Annotated in this window: 16 protein-coding genes; 8 read left to right on the forward strand and 8 right to left on the reverse strand. The window is 70.7% G+C overall.

The window, feature by feature from the left end; genetic code table 11:
• Positions 1 to 20: 20 nt before the first annotated feature.
• The gene (locus N5875_RS06025; RefSeq protein WP_318209614.1) at positions 21 to 1,235 is read left to right on the forward strand and encodes a glycoside hydrolase family 64 protein; all 1,215 of its coding nucleotides are present in this window, start codon (positions 21 to 23) and stop codon (positions 1,233 to 1,235) included.
• Between the two features lie 18 nt (positions 1,236 to 1,253).
• Here N5875_RS06025 and N5875_RS06030 read toward each other — a convergent pair whose 3' ends face one another.
• Positions 1,254 to 2,000 (reverse strand): SDR family oxidoreductase, encoded by a 747-nt coding sequence (locus N5875_RS06030; protein ID WP_338492127.1) that lies wholly within the window; start codon positions 1,998 to 2,000, stop codon positions 1,254 to 1,256.
• A 110-nt stretch (positions 2,001 to 2,110) separates the two neighbouring features.
• Between N5875_RS06030 and N5875_RS06035 the strand changes: the two genes are divergently transcribed.
• From N5875_RS06035 to N5875_RS06055, 5 genes are all read left to right on the forward strand, one after another.
• Positions 2,111 to 2,629 carry an Rrf2 family transcriptional regulator gene (locus N5875_RS06035; RefSeq protein ID WP_318209616.1) on the forward strand — a complete coding sequence of 173 codons (519 nt, stop codon included), beginning with the start codon at positions 2,111 to 2,113 and terminating at the stop codon, positions 2,627 to 2,629.
• 213 nt (positions 2,630 to 2,842) lie between these two features.
• Positions 2,843 to 4,087 (forward strand): serine hydrolase domain-containing protein, encoded by a 1,245-nt coding sequence (locus N5875_RS06040; RefSeq protein ID WP_318209617.1) that lies wholly within the window; start codon positions 2,843 to 2,845, stop codon positions 4,085 to 4,087.
• Between the two features lie 541 nt (positions 4,088 to 4,628).
• The gene (locus tag N5875_RS06045) at positions 4,629 to 7,910 is read left to right on the forward strand and encodes a S8 family serine peptidase (protein ID WP_338492128.1); all 3,282 of its coding nucleotides are present in this window, start codon (positions 4,629 to 4,631) and stop codon (positions 7,908 to 7,910) included.
• A 213-nt stretch (positions 7,911 to 8,123) separates the two neighbouring features.
• On the forward strand, positions 8,124 to 8,597 hold the full coding sequence (locus N5875_RS06050; protein WP_318209619.1) for a nuclear transport factor 2 family protein: 474 nt from the start codon (positions 8,124 to 8,126) through the stop codon (positions 8,595 to 8,597).
• Positions 8,598 to 8,758: 161 nt separating this feature from the next.
• Entirely contained in the window at positions 8,759 to 9,550 is a 792-nt protein-coding gene (locus N5875_RS06055) for a hypothetical protein (protein ID WP_338492131.1), read from the forward strand.
• A gap of 81 nt (positions 9,551 to 9,631) precedes the next feature.
• Here N5875_RS06055 and N5875_RS06060 read toward each other — a convergent pair whose 3' ends face one another.
• From N5875_RS06060 to N5875_RS06080, 5 genes are all read right to left on the reverse strand, one after another.
• On the reverse strand, positions 9,632 to 11,272 hold the full coding sequence (locus N5875_RS06060) for an acyl-CoA dehydrogenase family protein (protein ID WP_338492132.1): 1,641 nt from the start codon (positions 11,270 to 11,272) through the stop codon (positions 9,632 to 9,634).
• Between the two features lie 26 nt (positions 11,273 to 11,298).
• Positions 11,299 to 11,907 carry a TetR/AcrR family transcriptional regulator gene (locus N5875_RS06065; RefSeq protein WP_318209622.1) on the reverse strand — a complete coding sequence of 203 codons (609 nt, stop codon included), beginning with the start codon at positions 11,905 to 11,907 and terminating at the stop codon, positions 11,299 to 11,301.
• A gap of 80 nt (positions 11,908 to 11,987) precedes the next feature.
• Positions 11,988 to 12,221 (reverse strand): hypothetical protein, encoded by a 234-nt coding sequence (locus tag N5875_RS06070; protein ID WP_338492133.1) that lies wholly within the window; start codon positions 12,219 to 12,221, stop codon positions 11,988 to 11,990.
• Positions 12,222 to 12,381: 160 nt separating this feature from the next.
• A complete protein-coding gene (locus tag N5875_RS06075; RefSeq protein WP_338492135.1) occupies positions 12,382 to 13,185 on the reverse strand; it encodes a hypothetical protein in 804 nt (267 codons plus the stop codon).
• A gap of 234 nt (positions 13,186 to 13,419) precedes the next feature.
• The gene (locus N5875_RS06080; protein ID WP_338492137.1) at positions 13,420 to 18,216 is read right to left on the reverse strand and encodes a DUF6531 domain-containing protein; all 4,797 of its coding nucleotides are present in this window, start codon (positions 18,214 to 18,216) and stop codon (positions 13,420 to 13,422) included.
• Between the two features lie 324 nt (positions 18,217 to 18,540).
• Between N5875_RS06080 and N5875_RS06085 the strand changes: the two genes are divergently transcribed.
• A complete protein-coding gene (locus N5875_RS06085; protein ID WP_338492138.1) occupies positions 18,541 to 19,461 on the forward strand; it encodes a MurR/RpiR family transcriptional regulator in 921 nt (306 codons plus the stop codon).
• Between the two features lie 486 nt (positions 19,462 to 19,947).
• Here N5875_RS06085 and N5875_RS06090 read toward each other — a convergent pair whose 3' ends face one another.
• Positions 19,948 to 20,940, reverse strand: coding sequence for a helix-turn-helix domain-containing protein (locus N5875_RS06090; protein ID WP_318209627.1), 993 nt, complete (start codon positions 20,938 to 20,940; stop codon positions 19,948 to 19,950).
• Between the two features lie 137 nt (positions 20,941 to 21,077).
• Complete coding sequence (locus N5875_RS06095) at positions 21,078 to 24,812, reverse strand: S8 family serine peptidase (protein ID WP_338492141.1); 3,735 nt, start codon at positions 24,810 to 24,812, stop codon at positions 21,078 to 21,080.
• 374 nt (positions 24,813 to 25,186) lie between these two features.
• Between N5875_RS06095 and N5875_RS06100 the strand changes: the two genes are divergently transcribed.
• Positions 25,187 to 25,600 (forward strand): hypothetical protein, encoded by a 414-nt coding sequence (locus N5875_RS06100; RefSeq protein ID WP_318209629.1) that lies wholly within the window; start codon positions 25,187 to 25,189, stop codon positions 25,598 to 25,600.
• Positions 25,601 to 25,609: the final 9 nt, after the last annotated feature.

Raw genomic sequence — 25,609 nt, forward strand, 5'->3', positions numbered from 1 at the left:
CACCTCCGAGGAGCCCCCACATGTCCGCACACCGCAGGCGCAGGCACAGCCGCGCCGCACTCGTCCCCCTGGTCGCCGCCGCGCTGATCGGCACCGTCGTCACCGTCGTCGGCCCGTCGGACAAGGTCGAGGCCGCCGTCCCCGCGACCATTCCGCTCACCTTCACGAACAACTCCGGCCGCGGCGAACAGGTCTACGTCTACAACCTCGGCACCGAGCTCTCGACGGGCCGGCAGGGTTGGGCCGACGCGAACGGCACGTTCCATCCGTGGCCGGCCGGGGGCTCCGTCCCCGTTCCCGCGCCGGACGCCGCCATCGCCGGTCCCGCCAACGGCGGATCGATGACGATCCGGCTGCCGAAGTTCTCGGGCCGGATCTACTTCAGCTACGGACAGAAGCTGGTGTTCAAGCTGGCGACGGGCGGCCTCGTACAGCCCGCGGTCCAGAACCCGAGCGACCCCAACAGGAACATCCTCTTCAACTGGTCCGAGTACACGCTCAACGACGCGGGCCTCTGGATCAACAGCACCCAGGTCGACATGGTCTCGGCGCCCTACGCCGTCGGCGTGAAGCGCCCCAACGGCACCGTCGCGAACACCGGCCGCCTCAAGCCCGGCGGCTACCGGGGCTTCTACGACGCGCTGCGCGGCCAGCCCGGCGGCTGGGCCAACCTCATCCAGACCCGCGCCGACGGCACCGTGCTGCGCGCCCTGGCTCCCGGCCACGGCATCGAGGCCGGAGCGCTGCCGTCAGGAGTGATGAACGACTACATCAACCGCGTCTGGACCAAGTACGCCTCGTCGACCCTGACGGTGACGCCGTTCGCGAACCAGCCCTCCGTGAAGTACTTCGGCCGCGTCTCGGGCAACGTCATGAACTTCACCAACACGTCCGGGGCGGTCGTCACCTCGTTCCAGAAGCCCGACTCCGACAGCGTCTTCGGCTGCTACAAGCACCTCGACGCCCCCAACGACCAGGTGCGCGGCCCCATCTCCCGTACGCTCTGCGCGGGTTACAACCGCTCGACCCTGCTGACGAACCCGAACCAGCCGGACACGTCGTCCGCCGACTTCTACAAGGACGCGGTGACCAACCACTACTCGCGCAAGATCCACGCCCAGATGGTCGACGGCAAGGCGTACGGCTTCGCCTTCGACGACGTCGGCGCCCACGAATCGCTCGTGCACGACGGCAACCCGCAGCAGGCGTACGTCACGCTGGACCCGTTCAACTAGCCAGGTGACGGAGCGCGTTCAGCCGGCGAGGGTGGCGCCCAGCCAGTCGCGGTAGCGGGTGGGGGCCAGGCGCGCGCCGGTCCCGGGGGTGAGGACGTCACCGCGGACGGCGGCGAACATGCCCGCCCCGTCGTCGACGACGACGGGGCGGGCGTCGCCACGGGCAGCCAGGGTGATCCTGCCGATCTCGTCCAGCGTGAGGGCGTCGGGCCCGGCGACGTCGAGCGTCCCGTTCAGCGGCTCCCCGACGGAGACGTCGGCGAGGGCGGCGGCCACGTCCGCGGAGGCGATCGGCTGCAGCGGGGTGGCGGGCAGACGGACTTCGCCGTCGGTCGCGGTCCAGGACATCACGGCGTCCATGAACTCGAAGAACTGGGTGGCGCGGACGATCGAGTACGGCGTGGGGCCGTCGCGCAGCAGGTCCTCCTGGAGCACCTTGGCCCGGTAGTAGTCCAGGTCGGGGACCTGGTCCACGCCGACGATCGACAGCGCGACCTGGTGACGTACGTCCGCCCGCTCCCCCGCGCCGAGCAGGTTGCCCACGGTGGTGCGGAAGAAGTCGAGCGACTGCTCGTCGAAGGTCGGGGAGTTGCTGACGTTGATGACCGTGTGGGCTCCGGCGAGCGCCCCGTCCAGGCCGGCGCCGGTGAGCAGGTCGACCCCCGAGGAGAGGGAGGCCGGGACCACGTCATGGCCGGCCTTCTCGAGCAGGGCGACGACCTGAGAGCCGATGAGGCCGGTGCCGCCGATGACGGTGATCTTCATGGTGTGCCTTCCTTCGTGGGCCCGGCGGGGCTCCTGGGACGCAAACTCGGATACCTGATGTCCGAGATAATACTCGGATACTATGTATCCGAGTCAAATGGGGAGGCGACATGAAACTGTCCGGTGGCGTGGAGTGGGCACTCCACTGCTGTGTGGTGCTGACGGCGGCGAGCCGACCGGTGCCGGCGGCCCGCCTCGCGCAGCTGCACGACGTCTCGCCCAGCTACCTGGCCAAGCAGATGCAGGCGCTGTCGCGGGCCGGTCTGGTGCGCTCGGTCCAGGGGAAGACCGGCGGATACGTGCTGACCAGGCAGGCCGCCGAGATCACCCTGCTCGATGTCGTGCAGGCCGTCGACGGGCCCGAGCCGGCGTTCGTCTGCACCGAGATCCGGCAGCGCGGACCGCTGGCGACCCCACCGGAGAAGTGCACGAAGGCCTGCCCGATCGCCCGCGCGATGGGAGCCGCGGAAGCCGCGTGGAGGGCCTCGCTCGCGGGCACCACGATCGCCGATCTCGTCGCGACGGTGGAGGGCGAGAGCGGGCCGGACGCGCTCCCGGGCATCGGCTCGTGGCTGACGGCGGGCACGGAAGCGGCCGCGGCCGCGGAGACCGACGCCCGCCGGGCCTGAGGCGGAGACCTCAACCCACCTCGGTCCCGGCGTGACCGCACACGCGGGCCCGACGCGGAGCCCCCCGCCACACAGCGTGACCGCACACGCGGGCCCGACGCGGAGCCCCCCGCCACACAGCGTGACCGCACGCGCGGGCCTGACGGGTGACATCGGCGCGGGTCGGTGGCGCCTCCGCCACCGGGCGGGCACGCCGCGGCCAATACTCCGGCCATGAGATCAGCTCGTTCCCCCTTCCGGTCCCGCCGCGCCACCGTCACCGCGGTCGCCGCACTCACCGCACTCCTCGCGCTCGGCTCCCCGGTCACCGCCGTCGGCGGCCCCACCGGCGGCGACGGCCACGACCGCCGGCCCTGTGTCGCCTCCCGGCTGCCCGACCACGGCCCTGCACGCGACGTCCTCCGGATCGCCGAGCGGGCCAAGGCAGAGATGGACCTCAAGTCCGTGATCGTGCGGGTCACGACCGGCGACCGCGAGGTCGTCACCACCGCGCTCGGCGAGTCGATGACGGGCGTGCCCGCCGCCCCCGCCATGCACTTCCGGAACGGCAACATCGCGATCAGCTACCTGGGCACCGCACTCCTGCGCCTGGTCGACCAGGGCAAGGTCCGTCTCGACGACCCTGTGTCGCGCTGGCTGCCGGACCTCGAGGACGGCGACAGGATCACCCTGCGGATGCTGGCCACCTCCACCACCGGGCTCGTCGACTACGTCACCGCCGCCGGGTTCGGCGAGAGCGTCTACGCGAACCCGTTCCGCCAGTGGACGGCCAAGGAACTGGTCGCCATCTCGACGAGCAAGCAGCGGTGGTACGAGCCGGGCACCAACTGGAGTTACTCGCACGCGAACTTCGTCCTGCTCGGCGCCGCCCTGGAGAAGATCACCGGCACCCGTCTCGACGTCCTGCTCCGGCACGAGGTCCTGCGCCCGCTCGGACTGCGCGAGACCCGCAACAGCTTCACGCCCGAGATCCCCGAGCCCGTCCTGCACGCCTTCACCGCCGAGCGGGGGACGTACGAGGAGTCCACCTTCTGGAACCCCTCGTGGACCACGGCGCCCGGCGCGGTGCAGACCACCGACATCTGCGACCTGGCCCGTTCGGCCGTCGGCATCGGCTCGGGAGAGCTGGTGTCCCCGGCCTCGTACCAGGAACTCCTGAACCCGGGGACCGTCGGCCTGGGCCACGCGACCAAGACGTGCCCCGCGACGGTCTGCCTCGCGAACACCGAAGCCACCCACTACGGCATGGGCGTACTGGTCCTGGGCGACTGGATCGCGCAACACCCGCTGTTCTTCGGCTACTCCGCCTCCCAGGCGTACCTCCCGTCGAAGCGTCTGGCCATCGCCGTCTCGACCACGAACGGGCCCACCGCCCAGGCCGGGCACAGCGCCCACACGATCACCCAGCGCATCGCCGCCGCACTCGCCCCGAAGCACCCGATCCCCGACTTCGGCTGATCCACGCCTCAGCCCGGCGGCAGCTCCACCACGGGCACCGCGCGTCGCCGGGCCGGGTTCCCGCGCCCTGGGGGAAGGCCCGCCCCCAGGGCGAAGTCCCGTACTCCATGGTGAAGTCGAGTCCCCCAGGGTGAAGGCCCGTTCCCCCGGGGTGCGGATACGGCCAAGGGGAGGGACACCCTCCGACCGGGGGTGCGTCAGTGCCCGGAAGGGGGACGGGGACTGCGATCCGGCGGGGCCGCCGAGGGGCGGTGTCGCACAAGGATCGCCCGGGTGTCACGGACCCGTCACAGAGTCGTCGTGGCCCCATCGAACTCGGGGCCTTCCGGATGGCTGGAAACCACGCCGCCCAACCCACCACGCCCGCCCCGCCGTTGATCACCTCACATACTGCGCTGACCGGTGCGGGCGTCATCGCGTCCCGGCCGGTACCGACCACTCGACCTCATCCCGAACTCCTGGGGGAGACTTGCGCGCACATGTGAAGAGAGCACGCGCCTTCACCATCGCAGCGGCCACATCGGTGGCCCTGGTAGCAGGCATGACCGGCCCCGCGACGGCCGCACCGGACACCCCGCGCCCCGGCGGCGACCAGCGGATCCCGCTCGTCACCGGCGACCGCGTGGTGGTGAACGCCAAGGGCCGGATGGTGGGCTTCGAGGCCGCCCGAGGCCGTGAGCACATACCCGTACAGGTGCAGCGCATCAAGGACAGCACGCTGGTCGTGCCCAGCGACGCGCGGCGCCTGATAGCCGCCGGCAAGCTGGACCAGCGGCTCTTCGACCTCGACGTGCTCAGCGACGCGAGGCTGCGCGAGAGCCATCGCGACGGGCTCAAGCTGATCGTGCAGTACGAGGGGGGTGCCGGCGCCGCACGGGCCGAGGTGCGTGCCGCCGGCGACACCCAGCTGCGACGGACGTTCCCGACCCTCGACGCCGACGCCATCCGTACCTCCCCGGACGACGTCGCCAAGGTGTGGGACGCGCTGACCGACCGGCGGAGCAACGGCCTGCGCGCCACCGCCTCCGGGATCGCCAAGGTGTGGCTGGACGGCGTGCGGGCCGCGAGCCTGGACCGCAGCGTCCGGCAGATCGGCGCCGACAAGGCGTGGGAGTCCGGGTACGACGGCACGGGCGTCAAGATCGCCGTCCTCGACACCGGTGTCGACAAGACCCATGGCGACCTCAGCTCGCAGGTCGTCGGCGAGAAGAACTTCTCCGCCTCCCCCGACGCGGTGGACCGCGTCGGTCACGGCACCCACGTCGCCTCGATCGCCGCGGGTACGGGTGCCACGTCCGGCGGCCGGTTCAAGGGCGTCGCCCCCGGCGCCGAGGTGATCAGCGGCAAGGTCCTCGACGACAACGGCTTCGGCGACGACTCCGCCGTCCTCGCCGGCATGGAGTGGGCCGCCGCCGAAGGCGCGGACGTCGTCAACCTCAGCCTCGGCGGCCCCGACAGCCCCGGCGTCGACCCGCTGGAGGCGGCGGTCGACCGGCTGTCCGCCGAGAAGGGCATCCTGTTCGCGATCGCCGCGGGCAACGAGGGCGAGGGCGGCGCCTCCACGGTGGGCTCGCCCGGCAGCGCGGACGCCGCGCTGACCGTCGGCGCCGTCGACAAGGACGACCGCCTCGCCGCCTTCTCCAGCACCGGCCCGCGCGTCGGTGACGGCGCCGTCAAGCCGGACGTGACCGCGCCCGGCGTGGCCATCGCCGCGGCCGCCGCGGCCGGCAGCGAGATCGACACGCGCCCCGGCACCCCGCACCCCGCCCCGGGGTATCTGCAGATCGACGGCACGTCCATGGCCACCCCGCACGTCGCGGGCGCGGCGGCGATCCTGAAGCAGCGGCATCCGGACTGGAAGGCCACCGAACTCAAGGGCGCACTGACCGCGTCCGCCAAGGGCGGCGCCTACACCGCCTTCCAGCAGGGCTCCGGCCGCGTCCAGGTCGACAGGGCGCTGGCCCAGAGCGTCATCGCCGATCCGGTCGCGCTGAACTTCGGCACGGCGCGGTGGCCGCACGCCGACGACCGGCCGCTCACCCGGAAGGTCGCCTACCGCAACCTCGGGACCACCGACGTCACCCTCGACCTGTCGGTGGCCACGCTCGACCCGAAGGGCGGACCCGCTCCGGCCGGATTCTTCACGCTCGGCGCCGACAAGGTGACCGTGCCCGCCGGCGGCAGGGCCGAGGTCGAGCTGACCGCCGACACCAGGATCGGCGACGCCGACGGCAGCTACTCCGGCTACGTCACCGCCACCGCCGCCGGCCAGTCCGTCCGCACGGCCGCCGTGGCCGTCCGGGAGGCGGAGTCGTACGACGTCACGCTCAGGGCCGTCGGCCGTGACGGCGCCGACGCCCAGAACTTCCACAGCACGCTGGTCGGCATCGCCGGCGGCGCCGCCGGCTTCGGGACCCGTATCGACAACGAACCCGGCAGCCACACCGTCCGGGTCCCCAAGGGCACCTACACGTTCGACACGGCCGTCTACCAGGACCCGTCGGACTACACCAAGGGCACCGACTGGATCGCCCAGCCGAAGCTGGAGATCTCCGGGGACACCACCGTCACCGCTGACGCACGCACCACCAAGCCGGTGGAGCTCACCGTCCCCGGCATCGACTCGGTGGACTACGGAGGCACGTACTACGAGCTCGGCGGCACCGACATCGGCCGCGTCGGCAGCGGCTGGGTCCTCAGGAGCTTCGCCGGCTTCCGTACCGCTCACAGGGGTCCGGCCGTGACCGACGGCTCACTGCTGCAGACCTGGGACGCGCGCTTCCTCAAGGACGCCACCAGCCAGTACTCGGTGGCCTTCGGCGGCAGGACGAACAGGCTCTCGACCGGCTACACCAAGCACGTGAAGCCGAACGAGCTGGCCACGCTCAAGGTCGGCCTCGGCGCCTCCGCCCCCGGGAAGTCCGCCTTCGTCTCCCCCTTCGCCCACATCCCGGGCGCTCCCGAGGGCAACGGCTTCTCCGACCCGCAGCCGGCGCCGGGCACGCGGACCTTCTACGTCTCCACCGCCGACGGCGTCGAGTGGCTCACCAAGTTCGACCAGGCGGGCGAGCCCGACCAGTGGGGCCAGCCGGCCTTCGAGGGCGGTTGGGCGATGGCCCGGCCGCAGCGCTACGAGGCCGGCCGGACGTACCGGGAGAAGTTCAACACGGGCGTCTTCGGACCCCTTCTGGGCGGGAGCGCGGGCGTGTTCCGCACCGCTCCCGACCCGGCGACGGGCGAGCAGCAGATCGTCGGCTCGCTTCCGCTGTTCGCCGACGGCAAGGGTCACGCGGGGTTCTCTCCGTACACCTCGGCCACGTCGACGCTGTACCGCGACGGCGTCAAGGTCGCCGAGAACGACGATCCGCTGACCGGCTCGCAGCCCTTCACGGTCGACGGCTCCGACGCCGAGTACCGGCTGGTGACCTCCGTGGAGCGCTCGGCGCAGCTCGCCGCCGCCTCCACGCGGGTCGACACCAGCTTCACGTTCCGTTCGAAGCAGGTCACGGCCACCACCGCACTGCCGGTGTCCACGGTCCGCTTCTCCGCCCCCGTCGACCTCACCTCGCGGGCCCCGGAGCACGCTCCGGTCCTCGTCCCGGTGACCGTGCAGGGCTCCGCGGCCGGGAAGAACCTCAAGTCCCTCGCGGTGTCGGTGAGTTACGACAACGGGAAGACCTGGGAGCGCGCGCAGGTCCGGAACGGTGCGATCTCCGTGAAGAGTCCGGCGAAGGGCAGCGGGATCTCGCTCTCCGCCGTGGTCACGGACAAGCAGGGCAACTCGTCGACGCTGACCCTCCACAACGCGTGGTACGGCAAGTGATGCCGCCCCGCTGACCGTTCGACCGCGTGACACGGCCCCACGGGCCTACCGTTCACGCCCGTCGCGGCGTCACCACCCTCAGGTGGTGGCGCCGTTCGGGTACGTCGATCCTGCCGGTCCTGATTCCCGTCGCGGTCGAGGCGGCGAGGTTGCTGCCGCACTCCGTGACATGAAGCAGCAGCGTCAGCGCGGGCGACCTGATATGAGTGGATCATGAATGCAGAAACTCTTGATCCGATGGAGCGGCTGCTCGCGGAGCGGGCTTGTGAGCGGCTGGTCGTCGAGTTCGTCCACCGGCTCGACCTCGGGGAACCGGGCTCTGTGGCGGACCTCTTCACGCAGGACGGCATCTGGGAATGGCCCGCCGGTGACCGCCGCATCGCGGGTCACGACGCCCTGCGCGTCTACTTCGACAACCGGCCCGCAGACCGGCTCTCACGCCGTATGTGCACCAACATCCTGGTCACCGTGACCTCTGCGGACACAGCCGCCGCCACCACCTACTTCACCACGTACCGGGTCGACGGCTACAGCAAGGGCCTCGTACCGCCGCGGCCCCCGGTTCAGGTGGGGCACTACGAAGACACGTTCCGCAAGGTGGACGACACCTGGCTGCTCACCACGCGGACTCTCTTCCTCTCCTTCGCCGGCCCCACGGAACGCCTCGCCGGACCCGGCCAGTCATGACAACGGCTCCCAGCCGCCCGGCAGCGAGTCCGGTAGCCGGAGAGCGGCCGGCACGCAGGTGCCGTGCGTCCAGGCCGTGGCCGGCGTACCCCTTCCGGGGGTCGGGGCAGGGCGTGGGTAGCATCCGGGGCAGATCGTGCGGGAGAGGGTAGGGGCGACTGATGTGTACGACGGAGCGCCATGGCCGTGGCGGAGAGCCGGGAGTCGTCGGCTCCGCACGCCTCCGTCTCGATGCCGCGCTGGACGGCCTGGCCGTCACCTTCCGCGGGATGACCGCTCACCCCGACGAGTCCAACTGCACGTGTCACTGGGGCAGCGCGGAAGACCTCGCGCGGCTGAAGGTGGCGGACGTGGAGCTGGACCCTGATCTCCTACGGCGCACCTGGCAGGCCACCGACTGGACGGACAAGGCGTCCGTGCTGCGCCGGATCCTGCCGCAGTTCGCCTCGGTCCTCGTCAGCGGCCTCGTCACATCCCTCTACGACATGGAACGGGCCGGGCTCGCGTTCGCCCTCGGCAACTGGCGCGAGTGGCCTGCCGAACAGGCCGCCGCAGTCGAGGAGTTCCTGCGGGCCTGGTGGGCGTACACGCTCACCGAGCCGGATCCCCCCGTGCCGGCGCATGACCTCCTTGTCCTGATCGCCGAGGCCTCGGGCACGCTCAGCCCGTGGCTCGACGCCTGGGAAGCGCTGAGTGGTCCCGTCGCGGACGGACACCTCACCGCGGCGGCGGACCGCTGGGAGTACGACCTGCTCGGTGACCAACTCCCCTGGAACGCCTGGGAGGACGAGGAAGGGATGCGCGCCGCGCTGACTGTCTGGCTTGTCCGCCACGCGCCCGCCCGTCTCCGTGCCCATGGCGCGCCGGAGGACCTCCTCCACCGGATACGGCTCCTCGGCGTCACCGGACCCGACCGCTGGGATGACCCGCACTGGCCCGGCCACCGCTACTGATCACACCCCCCGGGCGCAGGCCCGGAGGGCGTGGTTCGACGGAAGGCGTCGACGTCCCGGCCTTACCGCAGCGTGTTCCGTTCAGGCCGGCAGTCGGTCGAGCAGTCCCGTGAAGTCCGTGTCCGGGGGCAGGGTGCCGAAGGCGAGGCCGCGGTCGCCGGCGAGGCGGGAGGCGCAGAACGCGTCGGCGACGGGGGCCGGGGCGTGGCGGACCAGGAGGGAGCCCTGGAGGACGAGGGCCGCGCGCTCGATGACGCGTCGGGCGCGCAGGGGCGCGTCCTCGGTGAGGACGAGTTCGCCCTGGAGTTCACGCCAGGCGGCGTCGAGCCGCGCGTCGCCGCCGGCCGCCTCCTCGATCTCCGCGCGGAAGGCTTCCAGGGAGGCGGGTTCACGTGCCAACGCACGGAGCATGTCGAGGGCGTTGACGTTGCCCGAGCCCTCCCAGATGCCGTTGAGGGGGGCCTCTCGGTACAGGCGCGGCATGCCCGATGCCTCGTCGTAGCCGTTGCCTCCCAGGCATTCCAGCGCTTCGGCGACGGCGACGGGCTGCCGCTTGCAGACCCAGTACTTGCCGACGGCGGTGGCCAGGCGCAGGAAGGACCGCTCGGCGTCGTCGCCGCGCTGGGCCCGGTCGGCCGCGCCGGCCAGGCGCAGGGCCAGGGTGGTGGCCGCCTCCGACTCCAGGCTCAGGTCGGCCAGGACGTTGCGCATCAACGGCTGGTCGATGAGCTTGGCGCCGAACACCGAGCGGTGGCGGGCGTGATGGGCGGCCTGGGCGAGGGCGGCGCGGGTGCCGGCGGCGGAGCCGAGGACGCAGTCGAGGCGCGTCATGGTCACCATGTCGATGATGGTGCGGACGCCCTTGCCCTCGGCGCCGACGAGCCAGGCCACCGTGTCGTCGAACTCCGGCTCGCTGCTCGCGTTGGCGCGGTTTCCGAGCTTGTCCTTGAGGCGCTGGATGCGGAAGGTGTTGCGGCCGCCGTCCGGGAGGACGCGCGGGACGAGGAAGCAGGACAGACCGCCGGGCGCCTGGGCGAGAACGAGGAAGAGGTCGTTCATCGGGGCGCTGGTGAACCACTTGTGGCCACGCAACCGCCAGCTTCCGTCGGGCTGTTCGACGGCGGTGGTGGTGTTGGCGCGGACGTCGGTGCCGCCCTGCTTCTCGGTCATCCCCATCCCGGCGAGCAGGCCGCGCTTGCCGACCGGGGTGCGCAGCCCGGGGTCGTAGACGCGGCTGGTCAGCAGGGGCTCGTACGTCTTGGCCAGCTCGGGGGCGTGGCGGAGGGCGGGGACGACGGCGTAGGTCATGGAGACGGGGCAGAGGTGGCCCGGCTCCAGCGTCGTGGCCAGCATGAAGCTCGCGGCGCGTGCCACATGGGCGCCCGGGCGCTCGTCGGCCCAGGCGGCACCGGCGAGGCCCTCGCCGACCGACAGGTCCATCAGGGAGTGGTAGGCGGGGTGGAAGTCGACCTCGTCGATCCGGTTGCCGTAGCGGTCGTGGGTGCGCAGCTCAGGCTCGTGGCGGTTGGCCTGGTCCGCCCAGCACTGGGCCTCCTCGGAGCCGACCAGGCGGCCCAGCCGGTGGAGGTCGTCGAGGTGCCACGCGGCGCCTTCCCGTCGTACGCCGTCCAGGAGGACCGGGTCGGCGGCCACGTCGTGACCGGTCAAGGGCGGTGCCTGGTTGGTCACTTGGTGCGTCGTCGCGGTGGGGTGGCTGGGCATGGGATCTCCAGGGGAGCGGGTGAAGGTCAGACGGTCGGGGCTCCGGCGCAGCGCAGTGCGGCGGCGGTGAGGTCGGCGAGGAGTTGCTCGGTGGCGCCCTCGCCGGGGCCGCCGAGCGGGTCCACGAGGGCTTCGCCGATCGCTCCGGTGAGCACGGCGGCGGTGATCTCCGCGTTCTGCGGGGGCAGTTGGCCGGTCGCCATGCCCTCCCGCACGACCTCGGCGTACAGGGCGCGGTAGCGGCGCCGGAAGTCGAGGCGCTCGGCGCCGACCGCGGGTTCGGCGGGGGCGGCGAGCAGGGCGTAGGCGAGGCCGCGGTTCTGCAGGGCGCGGCGGGCGAAGACGTCGACGGCCCGGGTCAGGCGGTCGACGGGGTCGCCCGGGCCGTGCAGCACCTCGCCCAGCACTTCCACCTCGCGTCCGGCGGCGCGCCGGAAGACCTCGACGGCGAGCGCCGCCTTGGACGGGAAGTGCTGGTAGACCGAACCTGCCGCGATGCCCGCCGAGGCGGCGACGGCGGTCACGGACGCCTGCGACCAGCCCACTTCCGCGACGACCGAGGTGGCGCAGACGACGAGGTGCTCGCGGGCGGCTTCGAGTCGACTGATTTCCGCTGGGGTCTTGCGGTAGGCCATGAAAGAAGTGAACCACCATTCAGAGTTTCCCGCCATGGCCGGTCCCGGTACGCCTCAGCACCCTGCTGACAGCGCGGAGGTCAGGCCTCGCGTACGCACGCACCGCCGGGCACGGTCACGCGGTCGACCGGTACGTGGCGAGGACATGGGTGGCGCGCCTGCACCTCGTCACGCTTCGCCTCCGGTCCCATGACGATCACCAGGTGGTAGCGGCCCTCGACGAGAAGGGCCGCGTTGCGGACGAACACATCGCGCCCCTGGTCGTCGATCCAGGTGAAGCTGCCGGTGGCGAAGCTCTCCCTGCCGATTTCCACCAGCCTGATCCCGGTGGCAGTGGCCCAGGTCGAGTCGCGGAACGGTGCGAGCTCCGGTTCGTGGTCCTTCTGGTACGTGAGTGGCGCGGCGGAGAAGCGGAAGTGAGCATCATGACAAAGCCAGGCACCTGACGCAGCTGCCGGAGGCCTCTCCCCACGGCTACTGGAAGCTCAGTCGATGGGGGTGGAAGGCGTCTGTGGGGCAGGTGTGGACACGCAGGTAGCCGCGCCCCAGGTACACGCCCGTGGGGGTGATGACGTGCCGGTACAGATCGGGGCGGCGGTCTTCCAGGGGAGCCCAGCTCTCCGAGGCGGGGTCCCACTCGACGTAGTGGGCGGTGAGGAGCGGGGGCATGGATGTGCCGCACACGGTGCAGTCGACGGGGCGCGGGTCCGTGAGGTGCCAGGTGGCGAAGCCGCCGACCTTCCAGCCCGGGGCGAGTGACAGGTCGCTGGAGTACTCGGTGGGGAAGTCCGCTTCCGCTTCCTGCTCGTCCTCTTCGAGGAGCTCCTCCTCCCACGTCGCGATGGCTTCCTGCAGATCCTCGGGGAGCAGGCCGAGGTATTCGTGTTCGGTGATCTGCTCGGGGTGGAGGTCACAGGGCTGGGGAACGCACTCGGGTGAGCCGACGACGAGCGGCTCGGGCTGTTCGCCGAGTACGGCACCGATGTCCTGGCTGCGGCGCCACTTCAGTTCGACGGCCACGCTCGCGTCGGGGCCGTGCGCCTCGAACGGGCACCAGAAGACCTGGAGGAGGTCGTACCCCGGGGGTCCGGTGAGGTCGGGGATGTCCCGTGCCCACAGCTGCGCGACGGCCAGCATCGGGATGGGGTCCGCGTCGCCGATGCCGGGGTCGTGCAGCCCGTCCCGGAGGGTGGCGAGCTGAGCGATCTCCTCCTCGGTCTTCTTCCGCCCCTCCGCAGCCGCGTGGACACGGCGTGCGAGTCGGACGTCGGCCAGCAAGTGACCGGTTCCCTTGGGGTGGACAGCGGTGCACACCGGCCAGGGCTCGTCGTCGGGCCACAGCATGGGGCCTGCGACGGAGCTGTCCTGCGCCTTCGGGTCACCGGGACGCGGGTGAAGTCGCGTCGCTGTCCGCCGGAACTCGGCAAGGCCGGGAAAGAGCTCCTCCACGTCAGCGGGACGCGGGGGTGTGGTGCGGGGCATACGTTTCTCCGGAACGAATCGTCGTGAGCACTAGACGCCGGTTCTGACGTACCCGGCGGGGTTCTCAAGAATGTAGGTGAAGGTGAAACCCTTGTTGCCGTACGCCGTGAAGTGGATTTCGTGCGGGATCGGGTTGTTGCCCGCGTACTTGGGGACGACGTTGTACTGGACGACCTCGTCGTTGTTCTTCACCTGGTTGTAGATCACCGCCTCGACCGACACACGCTGTTCGGGCGTGTTCGTAGGTGTCTGCGTCTCGGTCACCAGGTTCTGCCAGGCGAACTTCCCCTTTCCGTGGCCGCCGAGGCGGTTGGCGTAGAGGTGGCCACGGGCTTCGTTGAAGTCGTTGCCGTTGCCGCGCCAGCCGGGGGTCCGCACGGAGCCGGCCTCGGTTCCCTTGTCGAGCATCTCGGGCCGAATGGAGGCGTACACGCCTGTGGGGCGCCCCAGGTGGTCCAGTCGCCCGTAGCGGACGCTGCCGCCGAACCCGCTCGTCGAGTCGCCCCAGTCGTAGGCGTCGAAGCTGCAGCGCTTGGGGGCGAGGCCCAGCGGGTCGGTGGACGCCCAGGGGTTGGCGACGTAGGTGGCCGGGTTGGGCGCGGGCGCGAGGCCGAGGGGGTCGAGGGTGGTGTAGCGGGCGGTGTCGGGGTCGTAGTGGCGGTGGAAGTTGTAGTGGAGGCCCGTTTCGGGGTCGGCGTACTGTCCGGGAAAGCGGAGCGGGGTGTAGGCGGTGGCGTCGCGGTTCCACCCTGTGGTCCCCCAGGTGGTCGACCGGCTGCGCCAGGCCGTTTCGCCGGTGGTGGAGACGAGCTCGGTGGGCGTGCCTGCGAGGTCGGTGACGATGGCGAAGAAGCGCGCGTCGGTCTCGGCCTCGTCGAGGAGTCTGCGTTCGTACTGGACGAGCGGGCGATGTCCATCGTATTCCCAGGTCAGAACGGTGGCGGTGGCCTCGTCGACCTGTTCGGCCAGGACCGTTCCGTCCCAGGTGTAGCGGATGGTCTGCACCGTGGTTCGCCCGTCGTCCGCCATACGGTGCTTGGCGGTGCGGCGCCCGAGAGGGTCGTAGGCATAGGTCCACAGGGTGCCGTCGGGGGTGGTGCAGGAGGTCAGGCGGTCCCGTGCGTCGTAGGTGTAGCGCCAGAGGTCGGGCTTGCGCGAGGGACGGGTGCGGCGGCGTTCGACGACCCGGCCCGCCGCGTCGTGCGTGTAGTGGAGGGCCCCGGCTGTGAGGAGGCGCGTGCCGACGTAGGTTCGCGGGCCGCGGGCCTCGCCACGCCCGGCCCGGGTGGGCCACTGGGCCGCGTCCTGATTGCCTGCTCGGTCGTAGGCGTACTGCTCCGTCCAGTGGTCGTCGGCGACGGCGAGGGGTCGGCCCATCGGGTCGAGGGTGATCTGCTTGACGCGTCGGTCGGTGCCTGCGGTCTGTTCGCCGATGGTGACGGGGAAGCCGTCGGCACGATAGGAGTAGTCGCGCGTGACAAGGGGCGAGGGGGCCGTTCCGGCCGCGAGGCTCTGGGTCGTCGGCCTGCCGGCGTCGTCCCAGGTGGTCGTCAGGCCAACCGGAGTGGCGGGATCGCCCCAGACGCGGGAGACCTCGCGGCCGAGGAGGTCGTGCCCGAAGGTGAGGGCGTGCCCGTCCACGGCCAGCGAGGAGCACCGGCCCGCGGGGTCGTAGGCGAGGCTGGTGACGGCGCCGGTGGGTGTGGTGCGCGCGACGCGGCGGCCGGCCGGGTCGTACGCGTACCGGAGAGTCCGCCCGTCGATGCTCTCGCTGCGCGGTCGGCCCATGACGTCGCGCACGATGCTCAGCGTGGAGGTCGCGGTACGGGCTTCGACGAGCGCACCGGCGGTGTCGTACGCGTAGCTGGTGACGGCGCCGTCCGCGTCGTCCGAGGTCAGCCGGCCCATGGCGTCCCAGGTGTAGGTGACGGTCTGTCCGGCGGGGTTGACGCGTCGCGTGAGCCGGTTGGCCGCGTCGTAGTGGTAGTGGCTGGTGCGCCCCTCGAAGTCGGTCTCGGCGGCCATGTTGCCGGCGGCGTCGTAGGTGTAACTCCACTTCTGCCCGAGCGGGTTGGTGACTTCGACGAGGCGCAGTTCGGTGTCGTAGCGCAGTTGGTGGCGGGCTCCGTCCGGGTCGATCCGGACCAGGGGCTTGTCGAAGGGGCCGTACGCGGTGCCCCAGACGCCGCCGACGGCGTCGGTGTACGCCGTGCAGTTGCCTTCGTCGTCCCAGGCCCAGCTCTCACGGGCTCCGTCCGTCGCGGTTCGGGCGAGGAGGTGGTCGTCGTCGTCCCACACGAACTCCTGCGCCCGGCCGACCGGATCGACGATGCGGAGGGGGCGTCCGCGGTGGTCCCGCCGCACGCGCGTCACGCCGTGCTCGTCGTCGCTGACCTCCAGGGTGAGGCCCGCGGCGTCGGAGGTGAAGCGGACCGTGCCGCCCAGGGTGTCGGTCATGGTCGCGATGGCGCCGGTGCGGTCGTGGGTGAAACGCTTCACGGTCCCGTCGGGAGCCTGGACGCCGGTGCAGTTGCCCAGGCCGTCGAAGGTCTGCCGCCACACGGTCCCGTCCGCGCCCGTGATCTCCACGGGCATGTTCCGCTCGTCGTAGCGGGCCGTGGCCGTGGTGCCGTCGGGCAGCCGTACCCCGACCAGGTTGCCTTCCTCGCTCCAGATGAGTTCGGTGGTGTGGCCCAGGGCGTCGGTGCGGGTGAGCGGGCGGTCGTACGCGTCCCAGGTCAGGTGCGTGGTGTGGCCGAGCGGGTCGGTCTCGGCGACGACCTGGAGGCGGTCGTTGAGGTGCAGAACGCTCGTGGCACCGGTGGAGTCGGTGTAGCGCGTCACGCGGTGCCCGGTCTCGGGGTGGACGTCGTAGGTGAACGTCGACGTGAGAGTGCCTTCGGGGCCGACCGTGCCGGCGACCCTGCCCTCGGCGTCGTACACGTAGCGGAAGGTGAAGGCGTTGCGGTCGGTCCACGAGGTGACGCGGCCGTCACCGTCGTACGTGAAGTGCATGGCGGGGCCGCCGGTGCCCTCCGGGCCCGTCAGAGTGGTGAGGTGACCGGCCTGGTCGTAGCCGTAGCCGACGACCGTGGTCGGGCCTCCGGGCCCACGGACGGCCAGGTCCGTCACCCGGGTCTCGGTCGCGGTGATCTGAACGACGTATCCGCCCGTGTGGGTCACGGCGGTCGGAGCACCGTCGCCGCGTCGCGCGAAGTCGACGCGGTTGCCGTTCCGGTCCTCGACCGCGGACAGCCAGTAGGCGGTCGAGGCCCGGTAGGGATCGCCGGTGAAGCTCCGGACCGGACCCCCGTGGGGATCGCGCACCTCGTACCTGGTCGCGTCACCGTCGACGCCGCCGTGGACCAGGGGAAGCCGGTCGCCCTCCAGGGGGAGGACCTGCTCGCCGCCGGGGCGAGGCAGGCGCGGGTAGATCAGCAGAGAGCCGTCCTCACGGGCCCAGACGGCTCCGCCGCCGAACGCGTCGACCTCGATACGTTCGTCGAGGGTGGACGCCCAACTGGGGCCGAACCACTGACCGTAGCGGTAGGTCGACACATGGGTGCGGCGCAGCGTGAGCGGGAGCACCCCGGGCAGGAGGAGGTCCGTCTGCGGGAGCAGCATCTTGCCCGTGGCGACGTCGACCGGATCGTTCTTGCAGACGGTCTTGTCCAGGGACACGCTGTTGGCGCGGGGATCGCCCTTTGCGTCGCTGACCGAATTGCGCCTTGTGTGGGCGTCGGCCCCGGGGTCTCTGCGCTGCTGAGTCCCGCCGTTGCCGCCGTTGCTGTCGTCATGGTCGCCCTTGCGCTGCCGGGCGAAGCGGTCGCGCAGGTCGTCGTCGTTGTTCTTGTGGTCGACGGAGATCTGCTTCACGACCTTCGGCAGCGTCTTGCCGACGTGGTCGCCCATCACGTCGGCTGACTTCGCCAGGGCTCCCATGGCCTTCTCGATGACCGGGTCCAGGGCGTCGGCGATGTTGTCCCGGCCCTTGTTGCGGCCCTGGGCCGTCTTCGCCTTCGTCAACTTCCCGGCGGTCTTGCCGTGGATCCCGGCGCTCACACCGTTCAGTTTCGTACCGGCGTTGTCGTGCTCGTCGTGCTCGATGTGGAAGCCCTTGCCCCCGGGGCGACCGCCGCCCCCGCCGCCGACGGAGGCGAGGTTCAGGCCCTCCTTCGCGCCCTGCACGCCGTCGTCGAACCCGTCCTTGCCGGCCTGCCGCGTCTGGCCGAGGTCCACCCCGTCCTGCAGCCCCAGTGCGTCCGCGCCCAGCTGGACCACCAGATCGGCGGCCATGTTCTCCAGTGCCGACACCGCCGGTTCGGTCATCACGCCGACGATGTGGCCGACGGCCTCTTCCATCGCGCCCGTGATGAGCTTCAGCAGCTGCTTCTTCGTGTAGGCGATCGCACCGGCACCCAGCAATGCCGACAGGCCACCGGTCACCGGGATCAGCGCCATGGCCAGACCGGTCTGGCCCGCCAGGATCCCGAGCTCCGCGACCGCCTTCCACTTCATGCCCTCGATCGCGCCCGCCGCCATGTCCAGGGCGTCCGCGATCGTCCGGGCCGCGGACACCATGTCCTTGAGGTGCTTGCCCTTGACCTTGCCCCAGTGCTCGTTCAGCGCGTCCATCGCCTCGCCGTGACCCGACGACAGCAGACGCTCCATGTGGTTGTTCGCGAGCTGGCCGTCGTCGGCGAGGTCGTCCGCGAACTCCCGCAACGCGTCCGCCATTTCCCGGTAGGCGTCCTCGTCCACGTTGGGCCAGTTCACCCCCACCAGATCCAGCAGCGTGTCCGCCCAGTCCGGCACCGTGACAGCCATGATCGAAATTCCCCCATACGACGATCCGTCAGCCACACAGTCCTACCACGGTGTCTCGGCGACGTGTCATGCGCTGCAGCAAACCGGCTCGGCGGCTCTCGCTCGCGCGGCAAGGCCCGGACGGAATGTTCCTGCGTCACGGCAGCGAAGGTTGACTCATCCGTCTCGCCCCATGAGGACCGCGCAGCCACCGGCCGTCCCACCAGGTACATGCTCCTGTCGAGCGCCACGCCGCCGCAGCGCGGCCCGCATCGGCGCGATGATCATCCGTCCGTGGAACGTGGGCTATGTTGGATACGAGTGACGTGAGATGGAGGTCCGCCGGTGTCATCGGATCAGCAGGCACGCGCTCGGGCGGCCGCGATCACGCCGGGCGGCGGCCCGCCCGGGCCGGAGGAGCTGGCGCCGACCGACCGGTTGCTCGCGCTCTTCGACGGACACCGGCTCTCCCCGGGCCAACGACGGATCGCCCAGTACCTGCTCGACCACCTCACCGAAGCCGCGTTCCTCTCCATCACCGAGCTGGCCGAACGTGTCGGGGTCAGCCAGCCCTCGGTGACGCGCTTCGCGGTCTCCCTCGGGTTCAGCGGATATCCCGCCCTGCGAGAGGTGCTCCAGCCCATCGCCCTGAGCGCGGTGGCCGGCACTCCCGACAGTCGCGAGCAGCTGCGGCACAACGAGCTTCAGGCCGCCGTCGACGCCGAGATCGAGAACCTGGAGAACGTCCGCCGCCTCCTCACCGACACCAGCCAGGTACTGGGGATCGGCCGCGAACTGGCCCGCTCGACACCTCTGACCGTCCTCGGCCTCCGCATCTCGGTCTCCCTCGCGGAGTACTTCGCCTACGCCGCCCGCCGCATCCACCCGGACGTCCGCGTGGTGACCCGCGGTGGCAGCGTGGCCTACGACACACTGCTCCAGTCCCGGGCCGCCGGCGGCAGCTGGGTGCTGGCCTTCGCCATGCCCCGGCACGCCAAGGAGACCCTGGCCGCCCTGCGGGCCGCCCGCAGCACCGGCCTGCGCGTGGTGCTGATCACCGACCCCACCGTCGGCCCGCTTGTCGACGAGGCCGACGTGGTGCTGACGGCAGGGACCGGGTCACGGCTGGTCTTCGACTCGTACGCGGCCCCCGGCATGCTCTCCGCCGCCCTGCTGCAGGCCATGGCCGATGCCGACCCCGAGCGGACCCAGGCACGGCTCGAACAGTATGAGCAGGCCGCTGACCAGCACGGATTCTTCCTCTAGCAGCGGGCCACGGGTTCCTGGGCACCGCTCCCGCAGAGGCATGCGCAGCGTCTGATCTGCATGTAATTTTTCATACTCTTGCTTACTCGACGGTATATATATTTACTGAATCCAGTGTTCCGGATCCGCCGGATGCCAGGGAGGACGCCCCACGTCCTTGCCGAACAGCCACCCAGCGCGCCACCCCCTCCTCCTAGGCGCGCCGGGTGATGGTCACGGCTTTACGGATCCCTCGGAACGCCCGTGGCGGCCTCGGTCAACCCCTGGACCGAGGCCGCCCCTCACCGGCCCGATCGCGATCGCCCGCCGACCGGTCAAGACGAGTCCGCCCAAGCGGTCCCCAAGGGCAGTGCGCCGCGGCCAGCCTTTCGCAGGCAAGCCGTCACGCTTTTCGCGTGAAACGTTGTCAGGACAACCGCACCGGCTCGGTCGCATCCAGTGCACGCGACGCGCCCGTCGGGGCGACACCGTCGCTCTCCGGTGCGTTCACAGTGGCTCCGCCCACCCGTTTCGCACCGCGTACGCGCCGAGCTGCATCCGGGTTCGGACTCCCGCCATGTCCATGAGGTGGCGCAGGCGGCGGTGCAGCGTGCGCGGTGACAGACCGAGTTGTGTCGCGGCCGTCAGATCCGTGAGGCCGGTCAGGAGCAGCGCGAGGATCCTGCGGTCCAGCTCGGTCGGGCCCTGCGGACCGACCTCGGCGATGGCTGCGGCTTCGTCTCCCGTGTACGACAGTTCGAGCGGGTGGGCCGTGCGCCATACCGTCTCGAACAGTGCGTCCAGCGCGTCCAGCAGGCCACTGCGGTGCAGCAGCACGGCACCGGGCTCGCCCGCCGGTGTGACCGCGAGGGGGACAAGGCCGAGGTCGGCGTCAGCCAGCACGAGTTTCATCGGCAGGTCGTCGGCGACACGCAGTTGCACTCCGTTGCGCAGGGAATCGATCGCGTCGCGGACGATACCCGGCTCGGCCAGCACGGCGCGGTCCAGTACCGCTCGGAAGAGCACTCCGCGGTCGAGGGCCATGGGCTCGGCCGTGTTCTCGTCGGGAGGCAGGGCGACGAATGGTGCGGTGATGAAGGAGCGGACCTGCGTGCGGGCTGCCTGCTGCACCTGGAGGAAGCGGTGACGGATGGCGTCGACGCCCGTGACGACCTCGAACAGATCGTTGATGCTGCTCCCGGTCATCGCCGCCCGGTGTTCCTCGGCCAAGGTCACCAGTGCGTGCTCGGCCATGCGCAGCCCGTCCCGGCGCTGGCTGATGAGGGAGCCGAGCGCCATGGCCGGTGGCGCGGCGGTGAAGAGCTCGTCCGCCGACCTGATCACCAGTCCCCACCCGACCAGGCGGGACAAGGCCTTGTCCACGTCGGCTCCCGATACACCGAGAAGATCCGACAGCAGCGTCGCGGTGGAGTTCGGCCGTCCGAGCAGCCCCCGATAGACGTGCTCGTCGTCGGGTTCGAGGCCCAGAACATCCAGCATCGGTGACCGACTCCGTTCCACTTTCAACAGCGGGGAGAGTATGCGCCATGGCGGCAGCCCCTGAATAGTCCCTGCTGGGAGCAGGTGCGAGGGGAGGGGCCCCGGGGAGTCGTCTCCCCGGGGCCCGACAATGCGGTTCATCGCAGGCCGTACGCCCGGATGATCTCGTTCTTCACGCTGAAGCCGCTGTCCGTCTCGGCGCTCGCGCGGAGAGAGACGAAGCCGCCGGGCTTCTTGGCCGTTCTGAACGGACCCGTCCAGTAGCCGTCGGTGCCCTTGGTCAGGGTCACCTTCTGCCAGGTGGAGCCGTCGTCGTACGAGACGTCCAGCTGCACCTTGGTGACGGTGCCCGGCACGGTGCCGAGGTTCATCGACACCGGCTTGAGGGCGATCTGCTGGTGTGCGTTGGCCTTGACGTCACCGTGCAGGTCCGTCTCCAGCTCGTAGTCAAGGTTCAGCACCGAGAACGGCTCGAAGAAGTCCGAGTCGACGGTGTCGGACATGAACGTCCACTCACTGTGAGTGCGCGTCGACAGCCGGAACACGTCCCCGGGCCGCTCCACGTCGAGGACGGCACGGTAGGGCAGGTTGCCCGCCGGTACCTCGACCCACTGCATGTCCCCGCCGACCGGGTTGTCGTGGATCAGCGTGTCGCCCTGGAATACCTGCAGATGGGACGGCGTCTCACCCCACGGCAGGAAGCCGCCGAGGCGCATGTTGTCGCTCGCGGATGCCCAGGCCTGCACGTTCCAGGTCATGTAGTTCTGCCAGCGGGAGTTGTACACGCCGAAGGACTCGCTCTGGGCGGGCCGGGTCGCCGGAGCGAACCAGTCCAGCCGGGTGGTGCTGCCCCGGGTGTACGTGTTGTCGCCCGACACCATCACCCACGGGAGGCCTCCATCGATGCCCTGCGCGTGGAACTCCCTCCAGACCTGGCCCGGGGTGACCCATTCGGTCCGGGTGCCCGGGTGCCACTCGAGCTCGGGGAAGTTGAACGACGGGCTGAGGGTGAAGTCGGAACGGTATCCTTCCGCCAACTTGCCTTCGGTGGCCGAGTAGTAGCGGGCGTCGATCCGGGCGAGGTCGTCCTGGGTCGGCTTGTAGACCAGAGCCCGGTCCGGCACCCGGCCGGGGTAGTCCCGGGTCAGGTCGTAGACGAACGGCGTGTGCTCGGTCTGCTTGACGGTCAGCTTCAGCATGCCGGCCTTGGCCATCGAGATGAGGGCCTTGCCCGCGTCGCGGTGCACGGTGGCGACCGGGATGGTCGACTCGCCGACGTACTCCATCAGGGCGCCGACACCGTCGTTGACCACGATCAGTGCCGTGGCACCGGCCGCTACCGCGGCCGCGGTGCGTTCCTGAGGCGAGACCTCGTCTCTGCGCTCGACGACAACGACCTTGCCCTTGGCCTGGACCTTCTGGTACTCGGCCGCCGCTCCGCTGCCCGCGAAGACGGCGTCCAGCCTGTCGGTGGCGGTGTCCAGGGCGCTGCCCGCCTGCACCAGCGTCTCGAAGCGCAGCCGGCCGTCCGGCGTGCTCAGGCCGAGTTGCGGCTCGCCCTTGCGCCAGCGGGTGATCAGCATGAAATCGCCCTGCTTCATGGGCTCCGTCGGTGCGACGTAGACGTCGTCGTACGTCGGCGGCAGCACGTACGCGCTGCGGTAGTCCATGTACGCGTCGAGGCCCGAGTAGTGGACGTTGAAGTCGACCTTGCGCTGGTGGTCCTCGGTGCGCTGCGGCGCCTCGGTCTGCAGCAGACGTGCCTTGCTCGCGTCCAGCACCACGTCCGCGGAGCCGCCCTTGAGGACGGTCTCCGGGTCGACCAGCACGGCCACACCCGACCGGTCCGCCTTCTCACCGGCCACGTCGAGGTACGCCGCGACGGTGTACAGGCCGGGGGGCATGCGCATGGTGGTCGAGCCGTCGACGTAGACCGACCACGGCCAGAAGTCACCGGCCAGGTTGATCGTGACCGACCCGGCGGCCGGCTTTCCGTCGCGGCCGACCAGCTTGATGTTCAGGTCGTAGCGCTCCTCCTCCTTGAGGAGCGCGACCGATGTGCGGGTCACCGGCTGCCCCGTGGCCGCATCGGTGGCGATCACGTAGCCGGCGTGCCGGCCGACGGAGGCGGTCTGCGGGTCACCGGTCACCGGGACGGCGGCGGTGCCGCCCGCCGGGACGGTCACCGTGGGGGCGCCCAGCGTGAACGGGCCGTCGGCGTCGGTCAGCGCCAGGTTGAGCGTGACGTCGGCGGAACCCGTGTTGGTGAAGGTCATGTCCTTGGTGACGGGGACGTCGCTCGACTGGTGCGGCCATGTGTAATTGCCGAAGAAGAGCGGTCCGGTGCTGCGGACCGTGGTGCGCACGGCGGCGGCGACGTCGAGGCGACCAGTGCCGACCTCGTACGGCGAGTACCCGTCGGCCAGGCCCTTCGCGGTGCTCATCAGGTGTTCCTTGAGCTGCGCGCCGGTCCAGTCCGGGTGCCGCTGTGCCAGGATCGCCGCAGCGCCGACCACGTGCGGGGTGGCCATCGAGGTGCCGCTGATGGTGCGGTAGAGACCCTCACCGCCGTCGGTCATCTCCTGCGAGCGAGCTGCGGTGATGGCAACGCCGGGCGCCGCGATATCGGGCTTCATGGCGCCGGAGTAGGCGAGCGGGCCGGTACTGGAGAAGGACGCGAGCCGGTCCTCTTTGTCCGTGGCGGCCACGGTCAGCGCCGAGGCGGCGGCACCCGGGGAGGAGATGCTCTCCGGGCCCGCGTTGCCGGCGGCTATGACGAACAGCGTGCCGTACTGCGCGGACAGCGCGTCGACCGTCTGCGACATCGGGTCGCTGCCGTCCGTCGGGTAGGAGTCACCGAGGCTCATGTTGACGACGTCCGCGCCCGATTCGGCGGCCCACTGCATGCCGGCCATGACCCAGGAGTCCTGGCCGTAGCCCTCCGCGCCGCCGAGCACCTTGCCGACGAACAGGTCGGCTCCGGGTGCGACGCCCTTGTTGTCGCCTCCGGAAGCGGAGCCCGAACCGACGATCGTCCCGGCCACGTGCGAGCCGTGCCCGTTGACGTCGGTGACGGCCTCACCCGGCACGAAGCTGGCCGTGCCGTCGATCAGGCCGGCGAAGTCGGGGTGGTTGACGTCGATGCCGGTATCGAGCACCGCGACCTTGACGCCTTTGCCGGTGTAGCCGGCCGCCCAGGCCTCGGGCGCGCCGATCAGCGGCACGCTCTCCTTCAGGCTGGCCTTGACCCGGCCGTCGAGCCACAGCTTCGCCATACCCGCGCCCAGCGTCGCGCTGTCCTGTGGCGCCACCGTGGTCCAGAAGGTGCGGGCCTGCCGCTTCTCGGTGCTGAGCGCCGCGCCGCGGATGCTCTTGAGGTCGCGGGTCAGCCTGCTGCCCCGGGGAGCCGTCGGCGGGCCGGCCGCGCGGGACTTCGCATGGGTGTACGTCGCGATCAACGGCACCGCGGCCGACTTCGCGTCGTCGTAGCCCATCTCGATCAGATCGGTGACGTTGAACAGCCGCCGGTCCAGCTTGTCCGTGCCCAGCAGCGGCGCTGCCTCGTCCGGGATGACGAACAAGTCGCCCTTGATCTGCTGAACTTTCACGCCACCGACGGCGCTGTCCGGCCGGTCGACGTCGGCCGTCTGCTTGCCGTCGGCCATCGTGGTGACCGTGACGATGTCGCCGGTGACCAGGGTGACCTTGTGGGTCGCCGAGGGCTTGGCGGAGGCGGTGGGTTTGCTCGGAGCGGCTTGTGCGGGGGCGTGCAGGACTGCGAGTGCCGACGCCACGAGGGGCACCACAGTGGCGGCCGAGATCAGCTGCCACCGCCCGCGCCGGAAGGCGGATGCATGAGAGGGCGAGTACATGCCATGGGTCTATCGACCGGTGAACGTCGTCGTGAAGGCCTCATGACGGCAAGTCCTCGCCATGGCAAATGTTTGTCAGCCGTGAACCCCGCGATTTCGGGCGCAAAGGCACCGTACCGAGACGCAAGGTTCGGCGGCCCGTCCGCTCCCTGCCACATGGTTCGGTCCACGAGCCCGGTGAAGATGGTGCGGTGCGGGCCGCGTGCCGCTGCCGGGGTGGAGGTGGCTCTCCCGCCGCAGTGAATGGCGGCGCGCTGCGACCCTTCCCGTTCGGCCGACGTGCGCCCGGGACCGACGGGGGTCAGATTGGAGGTATCCGATCCACCGGACGGCCGGTCTCGGCGGGCAGCCCGGACGAGATGGAGGAGCCTGACATGACGACCCACGTGGGTGCACCCGGTCGGCGGGACGAATCGCACGCCAGCGGTTGGCTGGTGTTCGCCGCCGTCATCATGGTCTTCAGCGGCATCATGACGCTGCTCGGGGGCATTTCGGCCATAGCCAAGGACGACGTCTTCCTGGCCACTCGTAACTATGTCTACGAGCTCGACCTCACCGGCTGGGGGTGGATCCACCTCATCATGGGCATTCTGATCGTGCTCACCGGCGTAGCCCTGTTCACCGGTGCCACATGGGCCAGGGTCGTCGGCGTGGGGCTGGCCGGTCTCAGCATGATCGCCAACTTCATGTGGCTCCCTTACACGCCCTGGTGGGCGGTGCTGCTCATCGCCATCGACGCCCTGGTCATCTGGGGGTTGTGCGTCGCACCCCGACCGATCAGGGACTGACGGTCGGGA

The sequence above is a fragment of the Streptomyces sp. SJL17-4 genome, from assembly GCF_036826855.1.
GTDB lineage: Bacteria > Actinomycetota > Actinomycetes > Streptomycetales > Streptomycetaceae > Streptomyces.